The organism is Blautia caccae (assembly GCF_040095955.1).
GTDB classification, from domain to species: Bacteria; Bacillota; Clostridia; order Lachnospirales; family Lachnospiraceae; genus Blautia; species Blautia celeris.
The window spans coordinates 15,453-39,972 of record NZ_JBBMFP010000003.1; the positions used below are offsets into that span (position 1 = coordinate 15,453).

Sequence of the window (24,520 nt, forward strand, 5' to 3'; positions counted from 1 at the left end):
CCGGGGTAAAAGGAGTTTCTGATATGAGAGAAAGATCACAGGTGCCGGGTAAAGGCGTCAGTGTGCCGGTAATGCTGGCTCTGTTATTTTTGGTGTTTCTTCTGCCATGCGATACGGTTTGGGCGGGGGAAGATACGGAGAAGAGGGTTCTGAAGGTGGCATTTCCGGAGGTGGATGGATTCACCGAGACAGATACGGATGGAGTACGCCACGGAATTGTGGTAGACTATCTGAATGAAATTGCAAAATATACCGGATGGAAATATGAATATATCAATGTGACCGGCGAAGAAATGATAGATAATTTCATGGCCGGTGAATATGATCTGATGGGGGGCACCTACTATCTGGAAGGGATGGAGGAGTACTTTTCCTATCCGGATTATAATGCCGGTTACGGTAAGTCTCTGATCCTGGCACGCAGGAATGACAGCAGCATCAGAACATATGACTGGAAGAGCATGAACGGCAAGACCATCGGCGTATATGAAAATGCCAGGGAAAATATCCGCAGGCTGAAACAGTTCATAGAGAGCAATGCCATTGACTGTACCATCAAATATTATAACAAGGACCAGCTCTTTAACGGAAATCTGTATCCCTATCTGGAGAGCGGGGAGATTGATATGCTGCTGGGCAATATTGCGGATGATACGGAGGTTTTCCGTCCGGTCGCCACGTTTGACTCCCAGCCCCATTACATTGTGACCACACCGGACAATCAGGATGTGCTGGAAGGATTGAATATGGCGCTGGAAAAAATAGCGGACTCCAATCCGAATTTTGCGGAGGAGTGTTACCAGGCAAACTTTCCTGACAGCGGTACAGCCAGTATATATATCAATGATGAGGAGAGAGCCTATATTGAGCAGAAGAAAACGGTCTCCATCGCGGTAGTGGAGAACTGGCATCCTCTTTTCTGCATTGAATATGCGGAGGGACTGCACAACGGTCTGATCCCGGATGTACTTGAGGAGGTTAAGAAGTTTACCGGTCTAGAATTTACCTATGTATATGCCGAGTCCTATGCGGATGCCCTGAAGCTGGTGCAGGAGGGAAAAGCCGACATGATGGGGGCTTTTTTGGGAAACGAGGAGCAGGGGGCAGAGATGAATCTGGCCCTGACGCAGACCTACGGTACCCTGAATGATATTATAGCCAGGAACAAATCCGTCAGCTTTCCCTCTGAGGGACTGGTGGGCGCCGTGGTGGAGGGGCTGCAGATGCCCGCAGGTATAAAGACGGAAGAGGTGCTTTATTACCCCAACGCGGCGGATGCTCTGTCCGCTGTAAACCGCGGGGAGGCAGATTTTTTCTATGGCCTGTCAGCCAACATGGAGGAGGAGATCCAGAGGCATCATTATACGAAGGTGGTGCCGAACACCCTGGTCAACAATGCAAATGATATCGTGTTTGCCATGAAGAGCCCTGCAGAGACTGATCTGCTGACGGTTATGAATAAGGCCATCAACAGTATGAGCAGTGAGGAGAAGGATACCCTGGTGAATCAGAATATGATATCTGTGGGGATGAGTTCACTGACCGTAGTGGATCTGCTGTATGCCAATCCGATCCTGTTTATCACTGTGATCGCGGGTGTATTTCTGCTGGTCGTATTTCTTGTCCTTATGGCCGCCCGTTCCCGTGTGCGCTCTGCAAAGATGCAGGCCAGCCTGGAGAAGGCGGAGGCGGAAAACAAGGCAAAAGGTGAATTTCTCTCCAGAATGAGCCATGAGATCCGTACGCCTATGAATGCTATTGTGGGACTGAGTGACCTGACCTGTATGCTGAAGGATGTGCCGGAGGATGTGAGCAGCAATCTGATAAAGATAAGGGAATCCTCCCATTATCTGCTGAGGCTGATCAGTGATATACTGGATATGAGCAGAATTGACAGCGGAATGATGACAATTACTTCCGAACCGTTTTCTGCTGTGCGGCTTGTGGATGAAGTACAGAATATCATGGCATCAGAGGCCCGCAAATACGATCTGGAATTTGAGATACACAAAAAGATCAAAGACGATATCCTGGCAGGGGATGCCGTGCGTTTGAAGCAGGTACTCATGAATCTGATCTCCAATGCCTTTAAATTTACTCCGGCCGGAGGTCTTGTACAGCTCTACGCAGAGCAGACCGGAAACAGGGATGGAAAGGCAGTATATGAGTTCCGTGTGGCTGATAACGGAACAGGGATATCAAAGGAGAACCAGCAGCGCATTTTTGAAGCCTTTGAACAGGCGGGGACCAGTTCTGCCAAGAGTCAGGGAACCGGGCTGGGGCTTGCTATCAGCAGGACTATTGTAAAGCTTATGGGGGGAGAACTGAAGCTGAAAAGCGAGCCGGGACAGGGCAGTGAGTTTTATTTTACCATAGAAATGCCTGTGGGAAATGCGGAGGATATACAGGAGGAAACCTCTGAGGAAAGAGAAGGTCCGTGCCTTTTGGATTATCACATTCTTCTGGCTGAGGACAATGACCTGAATGCGGAGATAGCCCAGGAACTGCTGAAGATGCAGGGCGCCGTTATACAGCGCGCCAGAAACGGAAAAGAAGCAGTGGAAATGTTTGAAAAAAGCAGGCCAAAAGAGATTCGGGCAGTTCTCATGGATATCCAGATGCCGGTTATGAACGGGCTTGAGGCGGCCCGTGCCATAAGAAAACTGGGAAGGGAGGACGCAGTGTCCATTCCCATTATCGCCATGACAGCCAACTCCTTTAAGGAGGATGTGGATGCGGCGGCAGCGGCAGGCATGGATGGTTTTGTGACAAAACCGGTGGATGCGGAATATCTGTATCAGGTCCTGCAGAAAGCGGCAGCGTCAAATAAAGATTCCCTTTGAATAGAGAATTGCGAAAGGAAATAGATTATGACAAAAGAAGAACTGGCCCTGGAAGTGGTGGACAGATTGAAAAAAGAATATCCGGATGTGGGCTGTACCCTGGATTATGACCAGGCCTGGAAGCTGCTTGTAAGCGTCCGGCTGGCGGCCCAGTGTACGGATGCCAGAGTCAATGTTGTGGTACAGGATCTGTATGAAAAGTATCCGGATGTGAGCGCTTTGGCTGACGCGGATGTGGAGGATATAGAACGGATCGTCAGGCCATGCGGCCTTGGAAAGAGCAAGGCCAGGGATATCAGCGCCTGTATGAAAATCCTGCGGGATGCGTATGGTGGCAGAGTACCCGATGATTTTAACGCCTTACTGAAGCTTCCTGGCGTGGGAAGAAAAAGCGCCAACCTGATCATGGGAGACGTGTTCGGGGAACCTGCCATTGTGACAGATACGCACTGCATCCGCCTGGTCAACCGCATAGGTCTGGTGGACGGTATAAAAGAACCGAAAAAGGTGGAGATGGCTCTGTGGAAACTGATTCCTCCAAAAGAGGGCAGTGATTTCTGCCACAGACTGGTATTTCATGGCAGGGATGTGTGCACAGCCAGGACAAAGCCCCGATGCGGCAAGTGCTGCCTGCAGGATATCTGCCCCCAAAACGGCGTGTGATCCGGAGCTTCCTCCCATACAGGAATGGATTACCGTAAAAACTTGAACAACAGGGAAATCTGTACTATTATAAAAAGGTACTATCTGTAAAAAGGTAAATAAAATGACAGGAAATAACGAAAGATGAGCAGCTTTACAATTGTGCCTATTATTGCACTGATCTGTTATATATTTTTGCTGGTATCCTTTTTGGCGGCAAAAAAGGATGCGGCGATCTATGCTTTTATGGAACTTCTGCTGACCATGGTCATATGGGCCAGCGGTTCCCTCTTTATGAGACTTGCCTATTGGCCCTCTGTGGGGTTCTGGTTTCATGTGTCACTCACCGGGCTTTTTATGATTCCGCTTATATTTTTTCATTTTCTGCAGAAATTTCTGTGTGTTGAGAAGACATACCGTATTTATTTCTGGACTGCAGCCATTGTCCTTATGCTGCTGGTGAATTACAAATACGAGATTTTTGTGCAGGCACCCCAGGTCCTCCGATTGGAGAACGGCGGCAATGCCTATGTTTATCATATGCACTGGCAGGCAGTGATACCGTTTCTGGTGGAGGGCGGCGCCCTGTCTGCCTGCGGGCGTATGGTCTATGAGAACCGCAGGGAAAATAAATTTGCGGGAAAAAGCCTCAGGCCTGTGTGGTATGGCATCGGTGCCCTGGCATTGGGACAGATATGCATCGCATTTCCGGCCTTCAGCGGATTTCCCATTGATATCTGTTCCGGTATTGTCATGTCTGTGTGTGTATATTACGCATTGTACCGGAAGCGTCTGTTCCGTCTGAATCTTCTGGTTTCAAAGGCCAACTGCTATGTGGCGGCATTTTTGATCTCCATGCTGCTGTTTTACAGTTTTATCCCTGACTATAACGCCCTTCTGGAAAAGCATTTCGGTTTTGAGGAGACACAGCTTACCATGGCGGTTTCCTTCAGCATGGTGCTTGCGGCAGTGGTGATCTATCTGATCATCAAGGCAGCCCTTGATACGGTATTTGAAAAAGATGAGATCATGCAGTCCAGAAGTATCGGAGAATTCAGCAGCGGGGTTTCCTACCTGACGAATGTGGATGGAATTCTGGAACAGATGATGCAGACCATAGAGGAAGCAGTTCCGGCTGAGGCTGTCCTTATTTTTCTCAAGGATGAGAGCGGGGACTATAGACTGACTCTGGGAAGCGGGAAGACAGAGGGACTGTCCTGTGTCATATCAAAGGACGAGAAGGTTTTTGACCTGCTGAGGGAATCCGGCGGGTGTATTTTTACGAGGGAATACAAAAGCGTGCCGGTATATAAGAAATTCATTGCCGATATGCGCATACAACTGCCAAAATATAAGATTGAGTGCATAGCCGGGATCAGGGACGATGAGCAGTATCAGGGACTTATCTTTCTGGCCGGAAAGAAGAACGGGGAGAGATATACACCCGGGGATCTGAGCTTCTTTGAATCTCTCAGTTCTGTGGCCTTTATTGCCATACAGAACTCCAGGCTGTATGAGAAGGCCTGTGAGGAGGCAAGGAGAGATTATCTGACCGGTGTAGCCAACCGCAGGTATTTCTATGAAGTGCTGGAACAGTGCTGTGACAGTGAGGCTTATGATTTTGGTTCCCTTGTGATGATCGACGTGGATGATTTCAAGCTGTATAATCAGCTCTACGGCACAGAAGCAGGTGACGGTGCACTGAAGCGGATCGCTGAGATGATCCGGGGAGAGGTGGGTGAGAAGGGAATTGTAGCCAGATATTCCGGCAAGGTCTTTACAATCCTTCTTCCGGGGGTCACGGAGAGTGAAGCGGAGGCACTGACGGGTCGTATATCGGATCTGGTGCGGGAGATGAATAAAGCGTCCGGGGAAAATGCCATGAAGGTGCTGACCGTAAGCTGCGGTATCGCCCTGGGTGTCTGCCCCATCCATGATTTTCATGAACTGATCGAACATGCGGATACGGCTGTCTACTATGCCAAGAAAGCCGGGAAAAACAGGACGGTCATCTATAAGGAAGGAAATGGCGGGGAACGCCCTTCTGAGCTGTCCTACCAGCCGGGGGTGTATTCCGATTATGCGCCTACTATTTATGCGCTGACGGCAGCCATTGACGCGAAAGACCACTATACCTTCAGTCATTCGGAGAATGTGGCTTACTATGCAAGGGAGCTGGCAAGAGCGTACGGTATGAATGAGGAGGGGCTGAAGATCATATATGAGGCGGGGCTTCTCCACGATATCGGTAAGATCGGGATTGAGGAGAACATTCTGAACAAGCCGGGAAAGCTCACAGATGAGGAATACGAGATCGTGAAATCCCATGTGGAGCTGTCCATCGGCATTATCCGGCATCTTCCCTCCCTGGACTATGTGATCCCGGCCGTGATCGGCCATCATGAGAGATATGACGGAAAAGGATATCCCAGAGGCATCCGGGGGGAGGAAATCCCGCTGATGGCCAGAATCCTGTGTGTGGCGGATTCCTTTGATGCCATGGTAACTGCCCGCAGCTACAAGCCCAGCATAGAGGTGGAGGAAGCCCTTCACAATCTGGAAGAGGATGCGGGCAGGCAGTTTGACCCAAAACTGGTTCCTGTATTTGTCAGAAATATCAGGGAGGGCCGAATCGCAATCCGCTGACGCCGGACAGACCGCCGTTTATTTAAGGCGGTACAGCAGGCGTTTTGTGCGGGAGCAGCCTTGGAGATACTGAATCTCCAGGGCGTGGATATAGTTGTTTAAATATAGTATGGTTTCCGGTCCGGATTCCCTGCCGCCGTAGCGGATTTCCCGGAACATACGGAAGATTTCAGTTAAGGCTGTTCCGGGCACATCCAGTGTGCCGGCAGCCTTTTCTTCGTATTGAAGCAGAGTTTCCCCATCCTCAAAGGGGATGCCTGACAGCCGGCCGAGCAGGAAGAGTTTATCCATGAGGAAGAGCATTTTCCCGTAGCTGTCCATGGCAGCATAGGCTCTTCGCTGCATGAATTTCCGGAACAGGAGCACAGCGCCGGCCAGAATGCAGGCAGCCGTAAGAAGGAGGAGGAGAGGAAGAAGCTTCAGCAGTATCAGCAGAAAGCTTTTATAAAAAGGCTCTTCTGTCTCGGTATCCCGGACAGAGGCGGCGCTTCCGTTATCCTCTGTCTCCATATGGGGACTGCTGTTTTCGGGGCCTGCAGGCGCGGGGAGAGAAGAATCTTTTTGGGGTTCCGCCTCCCAGGGGGATGCCGTGTTTGCAGAGTATCCGGGGGTGGAGTCAAAGGGAATCCAGCCCACAGGTTCCAGATAGGCTTCCGCCCATGCGTGCGCACTGGAACCGCCCAGATGGATTTCCGTATCCTCCACGCTGCATGTTTGATCTGTGGCAAATCCCTCCACATAGCGGGTGGGGATGCCCCGGCAGCGCCCCAGCACCGCCATGGCAGTGGCAAAGGAGGTACAGTATCCGGATTTGGTGTCAAAAAGGAAACAGTCAGCAAAATCACGTCCTTCCTCCAAAACCTCAGTTGTGGTGGAATAGCTGTAACCCAGCAGATAGGTACGAATCGCCTCCAGCTCCTCATAGGGCGTCTCACAGTCTCGCGTAATCTCATCGGCAAGTTCATATACCCTGGGGGGAAGATCTTCCGGCAGTAAAGTGCAGTCCTCAAAAATGCGGGAGCGGCGGGTATTGTCCCTGTCAAAATCACCACGTACAGACAGAAGTTTTTGGAAATTCTCACTTTTATAGTTAAGCTCCACATACTGCAGGCCGTAGACAAAGCCGACGCCTTTGGGTTCTGGAAGCAGAAGATTGCCGCCGTGAGCCTCCGGCTTCAGAGAGGAAGGAAGCTGGAATTTCCAGGTGTTGGGGGCGTGGAACAGGCTTTGTGTTTTGAGGCCTTCAAATTTTATTTCTATGGAGCACACATGTGTCAGGGAACGAATCTCCGTGTCCGTCAGCCCGGAAACGGACAGTGCTTCGTTGATCGTCCTGTATTGCTCCTGATATTCTTTTCCCCGCTCCTGCCCGGTGGGTTCTTCCGGTTTCCAGGAGGTCCCGTCATAGGTGTCATAGATGGTCCCTGCCAGATAAAGAGGGGATTTGGTCATGGTTCCGGTGACGGAAATCTGTGGTTTATCTGACCGGATCAGGCTTCCGCCCAGCGCGCCCTCTGAACCGTATCCCGTTTCGGACAGGGCGTATATGTTTGAAGCACCGGAAAAGAGATAATCCAGATTTACCAGCAGTGCGTTTGCTTTTTCCTGTACAGCCCCTGCGGCTTTCCGAACGGTTTCCCAGCGGATGGGCGTGCTTTTGACAGGGAGCAGACAGATGAGAATAAGGCATGCGAGAAACAGGGGGGACAGAAAAAAGACTTCCTGTTTTCCGATGCCTCTTTTCTTTCCTGCAGCCTCTGCCAGAAACAGCAGGCAGCAGAAGAATATCAGGCAGATATTCCATTTGGACAGGGGAACCCCCACTGCCCCGTAATAAAAAAGGCAGGTGATCTCCGCAAGCAGGATGGGAAAGGTCAGGAACAGATGCCGGACCGCAAAGAGGCACAGCACAGACCCTCCGATACAGGCAGCTTCCATCTGTATGTAGGGAAGGATAGTATACAGATCCCTGCCGGTCATGAAAAAGAAAATGAGAAGTATCACATGCAGGATCAGCAGAATACAGCCTGCGGGAATGACAATGTTTTTCTGGACCGCATAGTGGAGAAGCAGGGAAAAGAGCACGGCACCGGCACTTAAAAGCAGGGCAGGCCAGTGCAGCACCCAGAAAGAGTCAGCCAGCAGAAGAAGGCCTGTGCAGAGACAGGCCCCGTGGATGCTCTCATAATATTTGCCAATAAATTCCCGGTATTTTTTCATAAATTCAACTCTCCTGCATAGATGCACAGCACTTCATTTCCGAGAAGCCGGCTCTCCTCTATGGTCTCTGTAAGCGCAGGGGTCTGGGAGGAGGTAATGAGGATATAGGCTCTGGTGCCTGCCAGACGGCTGGTGTACCGGCGCCATACCTTCTCAAGAGGAAGCGCGGATTCAAAGGAGATATCTGCACATTTTTCATAAAAAGCTTCAAACCCGGTACATACATCTATGAGGATCTCCCGGATTTCCGAATCCATATAGACTACCCGCACAGGGATTTTTTTCAGATAACAGTCCTGCAGATAGGAGAGGGCTGCTTCCAGGATATTGTCCTCTGTCTGCAGCCGTTTTTCCGTATCTCCCTGTACAGGACTTAGATCCAGCATGAGGATGGTCTCAAAAAGCTCCTCCGGCATCTGTCTGCGCACGAGAAGTTCCCCGGTCCTGGCAGAATTTTTCCAGTGAATATATTTCTTGGGGTCTCCGCTCTGATAACGCCGGACTTCGTAATCGGGCAGATTCTGGAGACGTGAAGTGGGAAACAGTGTGTTTTTGGGGTCCTTTTTCTGCAGTGCCAGGCTGAGACGTTCCAGCGGAAGGATGCGGGGCTTGGCTGTGAGGCGGACCTGGGACATCATGGGGTAGGTGATGGTAAAAAGCCCCAGAAAGTCTGTGACTGTGACGCTTTTCACGCCGACGGGGTAAGTGCCTCTGTGTCTGCAGTACATTTTTGTCTCCACTTGCTTCTGGGCATGGGGAAGGAGACAGAGATGCTGCAGTTCCCGGTCTGCGCTGTCATGCTGCATGCTGACCATATCGGTATAAAAGTGCAGGGTAATATCCGTAAAGGGCAGAAAGTCTTCATTGCCCAGAATGAGCTGATAGGGGACTTTCTGCCCTTTCACTACAAGGTGCGAGACATTCTGTACGATCTTAAAACGAAAATAAACGTACAGGGAGTAGAGCAGAGCCAGCAGGGGCAGCAGCAGGGCAAAGTAGAAGAGCAGATAAGAAACCGCCTTGCCCTGAAAGCTGACCAGCACAGTGCTGCCTATGAGGAAGAGCAGACAGACGGCTTTTTTCATAAGACAGGGACATGAGCTGCCCGCATGGCTTCCTGCAGCATTTCCTTTTCTTTTTTTCCCTCCAGCCGTGCTTCGGAGGACAAAATAAGCCTGTGCAGCAGCACCGGAGGAGCCAGAGCGGCAATATCTTCCGGTGTGGTGTACATGCGGCCCTCCAGATAGGCGCGGCTTTTGGCGGCGCGCACCAGGGCAATGGCGGCTCTGGGGCTTGCGCCCAGGGATAAATATCTGCTTTTTCTGGTATTTCTGGCGATCTCAACTGCGTAGGCCATCACATCATCATGCACAGCCACAGTTTTGATCTCTTCCTTTATCTTCAGGATGTCCTCCCTGGTGGTGACCGGACCCAGTTTTTTCAGGGGTTCCCCGTTGACCATACGGCGGACAATGTCTGCCTCGTCCCCTGGTGTCTCGGGATATCCCATGGATATCTTCATCAGAAAACGGTCCAGCTGTGCCTCCGGCAGACGATAGGTGCCCAGCTGCTCCACAGGGTTCTGGGTGGCAATGACCATGAAAAGCCCTGGAAGGGCATAGGTGGTGCCGTCCACCGTGACCTGCTGTTCCTCCATGGCTTCCAGAAGGCTTGCCTGGGTCTTGGGTGAGGTACGGTTGATCTCATCTGCCAGGAGAATATCATTCATCACAGCGCCGGGAATGTAGGAAAATTCTCCGGTCTGCATCTGGTACATGGACATGCCGATCACATCCCCGGGAAGGGTATCAGGGGTAAACTGGATTCTTGCAAAGCTGCACTGGATAGACTGGGCAAGGGCTTTCCCAAGCGTTGTCTTGCCGACCCCCGGCACGTCCTCCAGGAGAAGGTGTCCGTCAGAGAGCAGGGTGATGAGTGCCAGCTCGATGGCCTTTCGTTTCCCTACGATCACGGACTCCATATTTTCGATGATCATGTTCAGTGTTTCCGACTGAGGCATATAAGACCCCCCTTACTATTTCATATAGTATTATAATAACAAAGCAGGACAGCAGTGTAAATGTTCAAAAAGGCTTTTATCTGCCAATTATTGCGCAGTGGAAGAAAAGCAGGTATAATGTATAAAATATGACAAAAAACTACAAGGTGACAGTAAATTTATGCGGAAGAAAAAATGGTTAAAAAGACTGGCTGCGGCACTGGTGGTACTCCTCATTCTGTTCGTACTGGCATCCAATATCGTGGTGGACCTGGCACTGGTCCCGGAGAAGATGGAACAGACCCAGGCGTTTGAAGATATCACGGAGGACAGCTATGAAGCCTTGGTCCAGACAGATGATATTGAGCAGAACAGAATGTCCAGTCTGGAGAAGACAAACAGGTGGGCTGAGACTGCTGACAGCGAAGCGTTGTCTGTGACAACTGCGGATGGTTATCTGCTGAAGGGAATGGCCTTTTACCAGGAGAGTGAGAGTCACAACTGGGTTCTGCTTCTGCACGGCTATACAGGATGGAAAGAGGAGATGTACCCGATTGCGTATGAGTATGCGAGAAGAGGATATCAGGTCCTGGTGCCGGATATGCGCTGCAGCGGGGACAGTGAAGGCGACTTTATCGGCATGGGCTGGACAGACAGGAAGGACAATCTGCTGTGGCTGCAGACCATACTGGAAAAGGACGCGGATGCACAGATCGTCATTCACGGACAGTCCATGGGAGGCGCCTGTGCCCTGATGATGACAGGGGAAGAACTTCCGAACTGTGTTAAGGCAGTGGTATCGGACAGCGCGTACACGGATGCATACAGTATTTTCAAAAAACAGCTCAGGGACTGGTTTCATCTTCCGGGCTTTCCCCTGGTGGACGGGGCAGGCCTGATGCTGCAGATGCGCGGGGGATACAGTCTGAAAAAAGCCTCTGCTCTGGAGGCAGTGAAGAAAAGCACGCGCCCTGTTCTGATCATTCATGGGCAGGAAGATGCGTTTGTGCCGGTGGAGATGGCTTATGAGCTGTACGATGCGGCAGACTGTGAAAAGGAAATTCTGATTGTGGAGGGCGCCGGACATGCACAGGCACCGGACAAGGCGCCGGGAGTGTATTACAATACGGTATTTTCTTTTTTGGAGACGCATGGAATGGGCGTTTTTGGCTGAAAATACAAAGTGTAGGAACAAAGCAGAAAAGAATCCTTGGATGTGCGGCTTGAAAAATCTCTGTCTGTCTGCTATAGTAGGAAGATAAAGCGTATGTGCGGTGCTGAACAGGGTGCGGTACGGGATTACTGGAGAAATATTATGCATGAAAAAATAGAGGTACTTGGCATTTCCGTGGAGAAATGCTATGTAGAGGACGTGATGGAGTGCGTCAATGAGAACTGGTTTAAAGAAGCGCTGTCCACCTATGGAGTGATCAACATGAAACTGCTGATGGCTGCCCAGGAGGACGAGAAGCTCAAGAAATATATCAGCATTCTGGACAAGGCCGTGGTGGATGAACCGGAGGTTCTAAAAGCGGCAGGGGTGGAGGACAAAAGACTTGAGGAGGAGGCTTCAAGGCACGGTTTCTTTTCCACGCTGTTCTGGTTTTTATCCCATTATAAGAACCAGGTGTTTCTCCTCGGCGAGACAGAGGAGGATACGGAGGCCTTCTGTCATTTTGTGGAGGAAAAGTATCCGGATATTGTGATCGTGGGAAAAGACAGCCTGCAGGAGGCTCATGCTGACCAGATCGACAGGGTCATCAATGAGATCAACTCTTTCAGTCCCCAGGCAGTGCTCACATGCTCCAGGAATATGGGGATTGAGCGCTTTGTGGCGGATAACAGGAAAATGATGAACACAAAGATCCTGTTCTGCCTGGGGGAGCGTCAGGAAATTCAGCAGGAAACAGGATTAAAAAAGGGCTGGCTGGGAAAACTTCTGGAAAAGAGTACATTCAAAAAACTGGTATCACAGTATAATGAGGAGAATGAGGATACGGGAAAAGGAGAAGAATAGCATGCTTGCTGAGAAAAAAGGAAATTGGCGGGCATATGTGTATATACTGATCGGGACGGCTGTCATGGCCGTCTCAATCACTTCCATTTACGACCATATGCAGATGGTGACCGGAGGATTTTCCGGTCTGGCCATCATTATCAAATCCCTGACAGAGAATCTGATGCCCGGCGGAATCCCCCTGTGGCTGACCAATGCGGTCTTAAATATTCCGCTGTTCTTCCTCGGGGTGAGCATCAAGGGATGGGGATTTACCAAGAAGTCCATCTTCGGTGCCCTTGCCCTGTCGCTCTGGCTCTTTCTCATACCGGAGCTTCCCATCATACCGGACGATATGCTGCTGGCAGCCCTGTTCGGCGGTGTGATCATGGGGGTGGGCATTGGCTTTATCTTCATGGGACAGGGAACTACAGGCGGAACGGATATGGTGTCCGCCTTGATTCAGCATAAGATGCGCCATTATTCTATTGCCCAGATCCTGCAGGTGGTGGATGGGGCCATTGTCATTTTAGGCGTCTTTACCTTCGGGCTGCAGAGGGCGCTCTATGCGGTGATCGCTATCTTTGTCACCACAAAAGTGACGGACGGGTTCCTGGAAGGTATGAAGTTTGCCAAGATCGCCTTCATCATTACAGACCTGCACGACGAGCTGGCAAAGAGTCTTATGGAGGAGCTGGAGAGAGGGCTGACCGGGATCTCCGCCAGGGGTATGTATTCCGGTGAGGAGAAGACCATGCTCTTCTGTGTGGTTGGAAAGAAGCAGATCGTGCGGTTAAAAGAGCTGGTGACCAGGACCGATCCCAAGGCATTTGTGATCGTGACAGATGCCCGTGAGGTCATTGGAGAAGGTTTCCACAGCGGCGAGGAAATGTGATTTTTTCCTCTGTCTGAATCGTAAAAAGAAAAGGGAAAATGTGAACAAAATGTTACATTTTGAAAAAAAGATGTAATATTTAACATTTTCTCTTTATTTTTTTTCGATTATGTATTAGTATATAGTGTAGGGTTTTTTGTTTTTATGGGATGGAAACAAGGAAGTATACTATATAATGAAAGAAGGAAAGAGAATGATATCAAACCAGGTACTACAAAACACTCTGGACGGGCTGAAAAGCATATCCAGAACAGACTTCTACATCACGGACATGGAAGGGAAAGTGATGGCATCTACTTTTTCTGAGAACGTCTGTGCACAGGAGGAAGTCCTAGCTTTTGCAAATTCCCAGGCGGACAGTCAGGTGATCAAAGGGTATCAGTTCTTTAAGATTTACGATGACCATCAGCTTGAGTATGTGCTGGTTATCAATAGCGCCGGAGACGATGTCTATACACTGGGAAAGCTTGTGGTTTTCCAGATTCAGGGACTGCTGACCGCATACAAAGAGCGGTTTAATAAGGACAACTTTATTAAGAACCTGCTTTTGGACAATCTGCTTTTAGTGGATATCCATAACCGGGCCAAAAAGCTGCACATCGAAGTGGATGTGCGCAGAGTTGTATTTATTCTGGAAACCAACCAGGATAAGGATTACGGCTCTCTGGAAAATATTAAAAATCTATTGGGCGGCAAAACAGGGGATTTTGTCACTGCTGTGGATGAGAAGAGCATTATCATTGTAAAAGAGCTGACTGTCACGGATAATTATCCGCAGGTGGATAAGATCGCAAATATGATTCTGACCACACTGGGGATTGAGAAGGATGGCAGGACGCACATTGCGTACGGCACCATTGTGAAGGAGTTAAAGGAAGTATCGCGCTCCTACAAGGAGGCCCGCATGGCTCTGGACGTTGGTAAGATTTTCTTTGGAGACAGAGAAGTGATCGCTTACAGTTCCCTGGGCATCGGCCGATTGATCTACCAGCTGCCGATTCCTCTCTGCAAAATGTTTATCCGGGAAATTTTCGATGGGAAATCTCCGGATGATTTTGATGAGGAGACACTGACCACCATCAATAAATTCTTTGAAAACAGCCTGAATGTCTCAGAGACATCAAGACAGCTGTACATACACAGGAATACCCTGGTATACCGTCTGGATAAGCTCCAGAAGAGTACCGGCCTTGACCTGCGTGTGTTTGAAGATGCCATAACATTTAAGATAGCCCTGATGGTGGTGAAATATATGAAGTATATGGAGACACTTGATTACTGATATCCGGGGAAGCGGGCATCAGGAACACAGGAGGATATTTATGATTGATTTAAAGGGCGTGAGTAAAGCATACAGTAAGGGCCAGCCGGCGCTTAACAATGTGTCGCTTCACGTAGAGAAGGGTGAATTTGTTTTTATCGTGGGCAACAGCGGCTCAGGTAAATCCACTCTGATAAAGCTGCTGTTGAAGGAACTGGACCCCACAAGCGGAACCATTACGGTAAACGGACAGCGCCTGGACAAGTTAAGACGGAGAAAAGTGGCGAAATACCGCAGGGGAGTCGGTGTTGTATTCCAGGATTTCCGTCTGCTTCGTGACAGGAATGTTTATGAAAATGTAGCATTTGCACAGCGGGTCATTGAGCGTCCCACACGTGTCATCAAAAAGCGCGTGCCTGAGGTCCTCACCTTAGTGGGCCTGGCTGAAAAATACAAATCACGTCCGGACCAGTTATCCGGCGGTGAGCAGCAGAGGGTTGCCCTGGCAAGGGCACTGGTAAATCGTCCAAGCATCCTGCTTGCGGATGAGCCGACAGGTAACCTGGACCCTAAGAACTCTTTTGAGATCATGAAACTGCTGGAAGAGATCAACGAGCGCGGTACAACCGTTCTTGTCGTTACACACAACAGGGAAATCGTAAACGCATTCAAGAAGCGAGTGATTACCATGAAGAAAGGCGTCATTGTAAGCGACGAACAAGAAGGTGGATATCAGTATGAGAATTAGTACAATAGCATACATATTAAAACAGGGTGTGAAGAACATCTGGAGAAATTTAAGATTCTCCCTTGCTTCTATTGCCACCATGTCCGCATGTATATTCCTGTTTGGACTGTTTCTTGCACTGGTTATGAACTTCAGATATATCGTCCACACAGCGGAGGAAGGCGTAGCGGTTGTTGTATATTTTAACGAGGGAACAAAACAGGAGCAGATCGATGAGATCGGCCAGAAGATACAGGCCCGGGAAGAGGTTGCGGAAGTAAAATACATCTCTGCCGACCAGGCGTGGGAAGAGTTCCGTGATGACTATCTGGGCGGTGACGAGGCGCTGGCAGAGGGATTCAGAAATCAGGATAATCCTCTTGCCAACTCAGCGAACTATCAGGTGTATCTGAAAAACGTTGAGGAACAGAGCCAGCTTGTAGAGTATATCCAGTCTCTGGACGGTGTGCGCAGTGTCAGCCAGTCACAGTCAGCGGAGAAGACACTGTCCACATTTAATAAATTGATCGGATACGTGTCCCTGGCCATTGTATTCATACTGCTGGCAGTTGCGTTCTTCCTGATCAGCAATACCATCACCATGGGTATTTCCGTGCGGCAGGAAGAGATTGGGATCATGAAGCTGATCGGAGCCACGGACTTCTTTGTAAGGGCACCGTTCGTCATCGAAGGTATCCTGCTGGGTATTGTGGGCGCGGCCATTCCTATGGGAATCCTTTATGTGCTCTACAATAAGGTGATCGAATTCGTTATGACAAAATTCCATCTTTTGTCAGGATTCCTGCAGTTTTTGGATGTATCCCATGTATTCCGCATTCTGCTTCCGGTAGGTGTGGGTCTTGGTATCGGTATCGGTTTCATTGGAAGTATGATATCCGTAAGGAAACATTTAAGGGTATAAATGATAAAGTACAGAAGAGATGCTGCCAAATGGATGCTGCCTCCCGCCGTGCGGGAGGGCTGTTTGGCAGTGTCTTCTTTTTTATTTTATAATAGATTACAGGAAAGGAACTGGAAAAGTGGACAGAAAGAAATATATCAAAGGGTTTCTGCTGGGTGTTCTCTGCACGGCTTTGATGGGAGGCGGTGTACTGGGATACCTGTGGCAGCAGGATCAGAAGGGTGTGCTGAATGCCTCCACAGTGAAGAAGGCAAAGGTGATCGAGGGGATCATAGATGAATATTATCTGGAGGATATAGACGAGGAGGAACTGGAGGATTATCTGTACAAAGGTCTGGTGGCAGGTCTCGGGGACCCTTATTCCGGATATTACACCTCAGAGGAGTACGCCAAGCTGAATGAGAGCACAGACGGTGAGTACCTGGGTGTGGGCGTGGTGCTGCAGCAGGATGCGAGAACGGGAATCGTAACTATCACCAGATGCTATGAGGGCGCGCCGGGAGCTAAGGCGGGGCTTCTGCCCGGGGATGTGATCTATAAGGTAAACGGGGAGGCTGTCATGGACAAGGAACTGACAGAGGTGGTGAAGATCATCAAGGGGTCAGAGGATAAAACAGCCCACCTGGAGATCGCCAGGGAGGGGGAGAATGATTATCTGAGCCTGGATATTCCCTTGGAGCATGTGGAGGTTCCCATGGTGGAGCATGAGATGCTGGAGGACCATATCGGATATATCCAGATCTACGAATTTGCGGAGGTGACAACTGCCCAGTATGAGTCTGCTTTTCAGGACCTGCAGAGCCAGGGTATGGAACGCCTGATCGTGGATCTGCGCGATAATCCCGGCGGACTTTTGCTCTCCGTGTGTGATATTCTGGAGCAGATCCTGCCCAAGGGCCTGATCGTGTATACGGAAGATAAGAACGGGAACAAAAAAGAATACACCTGCGACGGGGAAAATGAACTGCAGATCCCCCTGGCGGTTCTCGTGAATGAAAACAGTGCCAGTGCGTCAGAAATTTTCTCAGGTGCAGTGCAGGATTATGGGATCGGCAAGCTGGTGGGAACCACCACTTACGGAAAGGGAATCGTACAGATGCCCATTCCCCTTACAGACGGAAGCGCGGTAAAACTCACCATCGCCAAATACTACACCCCAAACGGGCGGAACATCCACGGAACGGGGATTGAGCCGGATGTGGAGGCAGAGCTGGATGACAGTCTCCGCCAGCAGGTTACCATAGAGAAGTCTGAGGATAACCAGCTTCAGAAAGCCATAGAGGTGGTCAGGGGAATGTAGGGGAAATGCAGTTGAAGAGACGGGCAATCCGTGGTAAACTGTTTAAAACGGAAAGAGAGGGAGACAGCGTATGAGTGAATATGTAATTATGACAGATAATACAGTGGATATGCCCTTGTCATGGTTTCAGGAAAACCAGGTGGATTATCTCTGCCTGTCCTGCAACATGGATGGGGAAATATATGATAAGGAACATGTCATTGACGATAAAGAATTTTACAGGCGCATGAGAGCAGGTTCCATGCCCACCACATCCCAGGTAAACCCCACAGCGGCGGAGGAGATTTTTGAGTCGGTGCTCAAAGAGGGGAAGGATGTTTTATATCTGGCGTTCTCATCCGGCCTCAGCGGAACATACAACAGCTGTCGTGTTGCCGCGGAGGAGCTCAGGGAGTCTTATCCGGACAGGAGGATAGAGGTGATCGACACCCTGGCTGCGTCCATGGGGGAAGGCCTGCTTGTATGGTATGCCGCGAAGATGAAGGCAGAGGGCAGGTCCATGGAGGAAGTAGTACAGTGGGTCAGGGAGAACATCCTTCATACCTGCCACGTCTTCACTGTGGATGACCTGAATCATCTCTACCGGGGCGGACGTGTCTCCAAAGCCACAGCAGTTCTGGGGACACTGGCAAATATCAAGCCCATGCTCCACGTGGATAATGAGGGCAAGCTGATACCTGTGGGAAAGGTGAGAGGACGGAAGAAATCCCTGGCAACGCTGGTCTCCATGATGGAGGAGCGGGTCGGCGCTTACCAAAGCAAGAATGAGATGATCATGATCAGTCACGGGGACTGTGAGGAAGACGCCGCGTATGTGGCAAAGCTTGTGGAAGAGAAATTCGGCATAACCCATGTTATGATGAATCCCATAGGCGCTACCATCGGTGCCCATGCCGGCCCCGGTACCGTAGCTCTGTTTTTCCTTGGTGATTACAGATAACGGCTGCTGTCCGCTGTATCCGGCAGTGCGTTTCGCGTTTGCACAGTAATCGGATAACATACTGAATTTTTTATATTATAGGATATAGCGCTTGACAGTTTTCAGCAAGAGAAGTTAAACTGATAGAAGTGAAGGATTTACCAAGGAAAAAGTGTATGAAAGGATAAATGCACGATGGACAATAGATGTGGGAGTTCTTCTGAAGGTTTTCGGGAGGAGGCATTGGGGCGTTTATGAACAGCAGACAGACAATTCTGATCGTAGATGATGTGGAAATGAACCGTGCGATTTTGGATGCCACCTTTTCGGAAGACTACAGAATCTTAGAAGCTGAGAACGGAAAGCAGGCCATGGAGCTTATCATGGAGCAGCAGGACAGGCTTGCCGCCATACTGCTTGACGTAATTATGCCTGTTATGGATGGATTTGAAGTGCTGGAAGAGATGCAGAAGCTGGAGCTTACGCATAAGATCCCTGTCTTTCTGATAACTGCAGAGAACTCTCAGGAAGTATTGAAAAGAGGGTATGAGCTGGGCGTTGTGGATATTATCGGAAAACCAATCATTCCCTTCTTTATCCGCCGAAGGATCGGCAATGTGATACGGCTCAATAACATTGTGAATGAGCAGGAAGCCCTGCTCCGGGAACAGGCCCAGGAGATTCGGGAACTGAACAGCTCTATCATCGAGACACTTTCCATAGCGATTGAGTTCCGGGACTGTGAATCCGGCGAGCATGTTACAAGAATCCGGGATCTGACACTGATTCTCCTGCATGTTATCAAGGATCTGGACCCCTCCTGCAGTATTGAGGAGAATGACCTGCCGATGATAGCAGATGCTGCAGTCATGCACGATGTGGGCAAAATAGCCATTCCCGACGGAATTCTCAATAAACCGGGCAGGCTTACAGCAGAAGAATTTGAGATCATGAAGACGCATACCATACGGGGATGCGAGCTTCTGGACAGTGTACCACGGTTCCGTGAGAACCCTGTGTACAAATACGCGTATGATATCTGCCGGCATCACCATGAGAGGTGGGACGGACGGGGATATCCGGACGGGCTGAAAGAAAATGAGATATCCATCCAGGCGCAGGTAGTATCTGTAGCGGATGTCTATGACGCTTTAGTCAGCGACCGTGTATACAAAAAGGCATATTCCCATGAGACCGCATATGAGATGATACGCAACGGGGAATGCGGCTGCTTCAGCCCCCTTCTGATGGAGGGACTGAGCAGGGCAAAAGATAAGATGAAAGCGCTCTATAAGAGAGTGAAGTAGAAAGGTGCATCTGCACCGGCGTTTGAACGGACGCCGGGAGATGCGCCTTTTTTGCCTTCGCTGCCCGGTGCCGGAAATTCAGCGGGATTCCGGTTCCCTGGAAAGACGGTAGCAGCGGGGAGACATGCCGAAGCGGGCCTTAAATATCTTATAGAAATAGCTGAAGTTGTGGTATCCCACATTCAGACCGATATCCGTCACGGACAGGGATGTGTTCTGGAGCAGATAGGCTGCCTGGTTCAGCCGCTTTTCCTGGAGCAGGTCCTTGTAATTTTTTCCTGTATGGCGCTTGATGATACGGCTGAGCCAGTAGAGGTCATAGCCCAGTTCCTGTGCAAGCTCAGACAATTCCCCATCGCTGTAATGTTCCTCGATATACTGAAAGACAGTGAGCAGCAGTTCCTGTTCATAATTCTCCCGTCCAATCTCCGCTTTGTCGATATAGTTCATGAGCTGCAGAAAGAGCAGACCCATGGTGACCTGGTTGGAGCTTCTTTTGTTGGGCTGCTTGTTGTGCAGGGTCCAGATAAGATTTTCCACAAGGTTCTGGATAGGCAGAATATCTGCCACCTTAAAGTGGAGATAATGGACATTCTGGCTGCCGTTTTTCAGGCATTCGATGATGAATGTCCGCAGCATATTATCCTCCGTACCGATCATATCAAGAGGCTGGCCGAAGAACTCAGGCAGTATGATAAAATTGACGGCAATGTCGTCATATCCTGCAGGAAATATTTCCTGGGTGGCAGTCTGACTTAAAAAGAGCAGTTCCCCGGTGCCGAGAAGAACCTCCGAGCCGTTTATCAGGTGGCGGGTGCTGCCGGAACACATATAGATCATCTCCACGTAATTGTGGTTATGTTTCGGGAAATGGACAAAGCGGGTATGAGGGCGGATCTGCAACAGTTTCCCGTGCTCCAGCAGCTTTTTGTTGTCAATGGTCATGGAATGCTCAAGATTGTAGAGGGAGGGATTGATTCCCTTCTGCCCGTTGAGCAGTGCCTGCTCCTCCGGTGTTATCTTTTTCAGTTCTTTTAACAATTCCTGGTTCATGGCCTTCCTCCCTCCTATGGAATCCTTCTGTATCTATAGTAATATGCAGGAGAAAAAAATGCAATCCGCAGACTGCAAATAAGGTTATAAAATTATGCAAACCGTGTACTTTTTCTTTTGTGTTATTTCCGATAAAATGGGAGCATAAGGAGGTCGGAAAGGATGACAGAATATTATCTGGCGGTGGACATCGGGGCGTCCAGCGGACGCCACATTCTGGGCCATATGGAGCAGGGACGTATGGTGATGGAGGAAATGCACCGTTTCTATAACGGGCTCACCGTGAAGGACGGGGAAGCCTGCTGGGACCTGGAACAGTTATTTGAGGAAATCAAGACAGGACTTAAAAAATGCAGGGAGGCCGGGAAGATACCTGTGAGTATGGGAATCGACACTTGGGCTGTGGACTTTGTGCTTTTAGATGATACGGACAAGGTTCTGGGAAACGCAGTGGGATACCGGGATAAAAGGACAGAGGGCACGGACTGGCTTGTCTATGAGGTACTTCCAGAGCAGGAGCTGTATGGAAGGACAGGGATCCAGAAACAGATCTTTAACACGATCTATCAGCTCATGGCTGTGAAGAAAAAACATCCGGAATGTCTGGAAAAGGCATCTGCCATGCTCCTGGTGCCCGACTATTTCCAGTTTCTGCTCACAGGCAGAAAGGCGTCTGAGTACACCAATGCCACCACAACCCAGCTTGTGAGTCCAAAGACAAAGGACTGGGATTTTGAGCTGATTGAAATGCTGGGATATCCCCGGCGGATTTTTCAGCCTGTGGTAAAGCCGGGCACGGTACTGGGGAATTTTACGGAGGAGATACAAAGAGAAGTGGGATTTGACTGTCAGGTCATTCTGCCCGCTACCCATGATACGGGGTCCGCAGTTCTGGCTGTGCCTTCCAATGAGGATAAAACTTTGTACATAAGCTCAGGCACCTGGTCCTTGATGGGAGTGGAGCGAAAGGAAGCGGACTGTTCGGAGAAAAGCCGAGGGCTGAATTTTACCAATGAGGGCGGCTATGATTACAGGTTCCGTTATCTGAAAAATATCATGGGGCTGTGGATGATCCAGTCTCTCAAAAAAGAACTGCAGGACGCCTATTCCTTTGCCGGGCTGTGCGAAATGGCATCCGGGGAGACGATTTCCTCCCTGGTGGACTGCAACGACAGCCGTTTTCTGGCACCGGAATCTATGATCAAGGCCGTACAGGAATACTGTGAGGAGACGGGACAGCAGATTCCGAAGACACCGGGACAGCTTGCGTGTGTCATTTACAGAAGCCTTGCGCAGTGTTACGGAAAAACCGTGAGGGAGATAGAGGAAATGACAGGGATGCATTATAAGAAGCTCCACGTGGTAGGCGGCGGTGCCAATGCCGGGTATCTGAACCGGCTCACTGCAGCCAGCACCGGAAAAACGGTACTGGCAGGTCCTACGGAGGCAACTGCTATCGGCAACCTGATGGTGCAGATGATGGCAAAGGGAGTTCTGGCAGATTTAAAAGCAGCCAGACAGTGTGTCTATGATTCTTTTGAGATGAAAATATATGAGCCGTGAAAACAGTATTTTAAAAATAACAGGAAAGTCAGGAGGAAAACAATATGACGACAGAACAGAGATATGAATCCGCCAGAGAGATTTATAAAAATATAGGAGTTGATACAGACAGGGCAGTGGAGACACTGAAGAACATCCACATTTCCATGCATTGCTGGCAGGGGGATGATGTGCAGGGATTTGACCATGAAGGGCCATTATCCGGCGGTATCCAGACAACAGGCAACTACCCGGGAAAGGCAGCTACACCCCAGGAACTTATGGATGACATTGACAAGGCGCTGAGCCTGATCCCGGGAAAGCACAAGCTGAATCTGCATGCCAATTACGCTGTCTTTGAGGATGGGGAGTTCGTGGACAGGGATGCCCTGGAGCCAAAACATTTTCGGAAATGGGTGGAGTTTGCAAAAGAAAGAGGCATGGGACTTGATTTCAATCCCACATTTTTCTCCCATGAGAAGGCAGAGAGCTTTACACTTTCAAGCCCGGATGAGGAGATCCGCCAGTTCTGGATCCGCCACGGACAGGCCTGCATCCGCATTTCCCAGTATTTTGCAGAGGAACTGGGCCAGCCCTGCGTGATGAATATCTGGATTCCGGACGGCTATAAGGACGTACCGGCTGACCGTCTGTCTCCCAGGGCCAGATTTAAGGATTCTCTGGACCAGATCTTATCCATTGACTATGACAGGTCAAAGGTCTATGTATGCCTGGAATCCAAGGTGTTCGGCATCGGTATGGAATCCTATACGGTGGGGTCCAGTGAGTTCTGCATCAATTATGCAGCCAACAATGGGATCTTAAGTCTGATGGACAACGGGCATTATCATCCCACAGAAGTGGTTTCCGATAAGATTCCGGCCATGCTTTTATTTAATGAGAAGCTTGCCCTTCATGTGACAAGGCCGGTGCGCTGGGATTCTGACCATGTAGTGCTGTTTGACGATGAGACAAAAGAGATCGCAAAAGAGATCGTGAGGAATGATGCGCTTGACCGCGTATTTTTAGGACTGGATTTCTTTGACGCCAGTATCAACCGTATCAGTGCATGGGTAGTGGGAATGCGGAATATGCAGAAAGCGTTTCTGTTTGCACTGCTCCAGCCCAATGATAAGCTGAAAGAACTGCAGAATAACGGTGAATTCACAGAGCTTATGATGCTCCAGGAAGAGCTGAAGCTGTATCCGTTTGGGGATGTCTGGAATTATTTCTGCGGACAGTGCAGCGTTCCGGAAAAAGAGGACTGGTTTAAAGAAGTGCAGCAGTATGAAAATGAGGTGCTCAGCAAACGCGCATAGCAGACCGCAGCGGCTGCAGGGAAACATGTCCGGCAAAAGGCATGGTTATCCATAGAGGTGAAAGAAAGGAACAGGAAAAATGAGAGTATTAGAAGCAAAATTTGTACAGGGCTTTATGAGAATGGCAGATGACGGCTGGAACCAGGGATGGCATGAGAGAAACGGCGGAAATCTGACTTACCGTATGAAAAAAGAGGAAGCAGAGTCCATAAGGGAAGAGCTGTCAGAGGATGGAGAGTGGAAGGAGATCGGGACAGCGGTTCCCGCACTGGCCGGGGAGTATTTTCTGGTGACAGGGAGCGGGAAGTACTTCCGCAATGTTATGAGCGACCCGGAGGATTCTATTGCCGTGATCGAGCTGGATGACAAGGGTGAAAATTACCGCATCTGCTGGGGGCTGGTGAACGGGGGAAGACCTACCAGTGAACTGCCGTCCCATCTGATGAATCATGAGGTAAAGATGCAGGCGACCGGCGGGAAGCACAGGGTGATCTACCATGCGCATACTACAAATGTGATCGCACTTACATTTGTTCTGCCGTTGAAGGATGAAGTGTTTACCAGGGAGCTGTGGGAAATGGCAACCGAGTGTCCTGTGGTATTCCCGGATGGAATCGGCGTTGTGGGCTGGATGGTACCGGGCGGAAGAGAGATTGCGGTTGCTACCAGTGAACTGATGAAAAAGTATGATGTGGCTGTTTGGGCGCATCATGGGATGTTTTGCTCAGGGGAGGATTTTGATCTGACTTTTGGGCTGATGCATACAGTTGAAAAGTCGGCGGAGATTCTGGTGAAGATGCTGTCTATGAGGCCGGATAAGCTGCAGACGATCACTGCGGAGAATTTCAGGGATTTGGCGGTGGATTTTAAGGTGGAGCTGCCGGAGAGATTTTTGTTTGAAAAATAGAGGGAAGAGGCTTACTCTGGGG

Annotated in this window: 19 protein-coding genes; 15 read left to right on the forward strand and 4 right to left on the reverse strand. The window is 49.8% G+C overall.

Going from position 1 to position 24,520, the window contains the following annotated elements; translation table 11 throughout:
- Positions 1-23 precede the first annotated feature (23 nt).
- The 3 genes from WMO65_RS03660 to WMO65_RS03670 all read left to right on the forward strand — a co-directional run bounded on the left by WMO65_RS03660 (position 24) and on the right by WMO65_RS03670 (position 6,131).
- Positions 24-2,843 carry an ATP-binding protein gene (locus tag WMO65_RS03660; RefSeq protein WP_148393942.1) on the forward strand — a complete coding sequence of 940 codons (2,820 nt, stop codon included), beginning with the start codon at positions 24-26 and terminating at the stop codon, positions 2,841-2,843.
- 27 nt (positions 2,844-2,870) lie between these two features.
- On the forward strand, positions 2,871-3,506 hold the full coding sequence (locus WMO65_RS03665) for an endonuclease III domain-containing protein (protein WP_033142310.1): 636 nt from the start codon (positions 2,871-2,873) through the stop codon (positions 3,504-3,506).
- Positions 3,507-3,629: 123 nt separating this feature from the next.
- A complete protein-coding gene (locus WMO65_RS03670) occupies positions 3,630-6,131 on the forward strand; it encodes an HD domain-containing phosphohydrolase (protein WP_148393943.1) in 2,502 nt (833 codons plus the stop codon).
- Between the two features lie 18 nt (positions 6,132-6,149).
- Here WMO65_RS03670 and WMO65_RS03675 read toward each other — a convergent pair whose 3' ends face one another.
- Genes WMO65_RS03675 through WMO65_RS03685 form a run of 3 tightly spaced genes read right to left on the reverse strand, consistent with a single transcriptional unit; the run spans position 6,150 to position 10,371 of the window.
- Entirely contained in the window at positions 6,150-8,351 is a 2,202-nt protein-coding gene (locus tag WMO65_RS03675) for a DUF4129 domain-containing transglutaminase family protein (protein ID WP_349063676.1), read from the reverse strand.
- Entirely contained in the window at positions 8,348-9,436 is a 1,089-nt protein-coding gene (locus WMO65_RS03680; protein WP_033142313.1) for a DUF58 domain-containing protein, read from the reverse strand. The genes WMO65_RS03675 and WMO65_RS03680 overlap by 4 nt, the downstream gene beginning before the upstream one ends.
- Positions 9,433-10,371 (reverse strand): AAA family ATPase, encoded by a 939-nt coding sequence (locus tag WMO65_RS03685; RefSeq protein ID WP_054351909.1) that lies wholly within the window; start codon positions 10,369-10,371, stop codon positions 9,433-9,435. Before WMO65_RS03685 ends, WMO65_RS03680 begins: the two co-directional genes overlap by 4 nt.
- Before the next feature lie 160 nt (positions 10,372-10,531).
- Here WMO65_RS03685 and WMO65_RS03690 point away from each other — a divergent pair, with 160 nt between their 5' ends.
- From WMO65_RS03690 to WMO65_RS03730, 9 genes are all read left to right on the forward strand, one after another.
- A complete protein-coding gene (locus WMO65_RS03690; RefSeq protein ID WP_103731769.1) occupies positions 10,532-11,524 on the forward strand; it encodes an alpha/beta hydrolase in 993 nt (330 codons plus the stop codon).
- A gap of 141 nt (positions 11,525-11,665) precedes the next feature.
- Positions 11,666-12,367 carry a WecB/TagA/CpsF family glycosyltransferase gene (locus WMO65_RS03695; RefSeq protein WP_033142388.1) on the forward strand — a complete coding sequence of 234 codons (702 nt, stop codon included), beginning with the start codon at positions 11,666-11,668 and terminating at the stop codon, positions 12,365-12,367.
- A gap of 1 nt (position 12,368) precedes the next feature.
- Positions 12,369-13,241: a YitT family protein gene (locus WMO65_RS03700; RefSeq protein ID WP_103731770.1), complete on the forward strand. Its 873-nt coding sequence runs from the start codon at positions 12,369-12,371 to the stop codon at positions 13,239-13,241.
- Positions 13,242-13,434: 193 nt separating this feature from the next.
- Positions 13,435-14,523: a PucR family transcriptional regulator gene (locus WMO65_RS03705; RefSeq protein WP_103732495.1), complete on the forward strand. Its 1,089-nt coding sequence runs from the start codon at positions 13,435-13,437 to the stop codon at positions 14,521-14,523.
- A gap of 40 nt (positions 14,524-14,563) precedes the next feature.
- The gene (gene ftsE / locus WMO65_RS03710) at positions 14,564-15,250 is read left to right on the forward strand and encodes a cell division ATP-binding protein FtsE (protein WP_033142316.1); all 687 of its coding nucleotides are present in this window, start codon (positions 14,564-14,566) and stop codon (positions 15,248-15,250) included.
- A complete protein-coding gene (gene ftsX, locus WMO65_RS03715; protein WP_033142317.1) occupies positions 15,240-16,151 on the forward strand; it encodes a permease-like cell division protein FtsX in 912 nt (303 codons plus the stop codon). Before ftsE ends, ftsX begins: the two co-directional genes overlap by 11 nt.
- 118 nt (positions 16,152-16,269) lie before the next feature.
- Positions 16,270-17,451, forward strand: a complete 1,182-nt coding sequence (locus WMO65_RS03720; RefSeq protein WP_148392663.1) for a S41 family peptidase — start codon at positions 16,270-16,272, stop codon at positions 17,449-17,451.
- Positions 17,452-17,521: 70 nt separating this feature from the next.
- Entirely contained in the window at positions 17,522-18,391 is an 870-nt protein-coding gene (locus WMO65_RS03725) for a DegV family protein (RefSeq protein WP_148392662.1), read from the forward strand.
- Positions 18,392-18,624: 233 nt separating this feature from the next.
- On the forward strand, positions 18,625-19,677 hold the full coding sequence (locus WMO65_RS03730) for an HD-GYP domain-containing protein (protein WP_349063681.1): 1,053 nt from the start codon (positions 18,625-18,627) through the stop codon (positions 19,675-19,677).
- Positions 19,678-19,755: 78 nt separating this feature from the next.
- Here the strand turns inward: WMO65_RS03730 and WMO65_RS03735 are convergent, their stop codons facing one another.
- Positions 19,756-20,730, reverse strand: coding sequence for an AraC family transcriptional regulator (locus WMO65_RS03735; RefSeq protein WP_103732494.1), 975 nt, complete (start codon positions 20,728-20,730; stop codon positions 19,756-19,758).
- A 162-nt stretch (positions 20,731-20,892) separates the two neighbouring features.
- Between WMO65_RS03735 and rhaB the strand changes: the two genes are divergently transcribed.
- The 3 genes from rhaB to rhaD all read left to right on the forward strand — a co-directional run bounded on the left by rhaB (position 20,893) and on the right by rhaD (position 24,498).
- The gene (gene rhaB / locus WMO65_RS03740; protein WP_148392661.1) at positions 20,893-22,293 is read left to right on the forward strand and encodes a rhamnulokinase; all 1,401 of its coding nucleotides are present in this window, start codon (positions 20,893-20,895) and stop codon (positions 22,291-22,293) included.
- Between the two features lie 44 nt (positions 22,294-22,337).
- A complete protein-coding gene (locus WMO65_RS03745) occupies positions 22,338-23,591 on the forward strand; it encodes an L-rhamnose isomerase (RefSeq protein ID WP_033142322.1) in 1,254 nt (417 codons plus the stop codon).
- 79 nt (positions 23,592-23,670) lie between these two features.
- On the forward strand, positions 23,671-24,498 hold the full coding sequence (gene rhaD, locus WMO65_RS03750; protein ID WP_033142391.1) for a rhamnulose-1-phosphate aldolase: 828 nt from the start codon (positions 23,671-23,673) through the stop codon (positions 24,496-24,498).
- Positions 24,499-24,520: the final 22 nt, after the last annotated feature.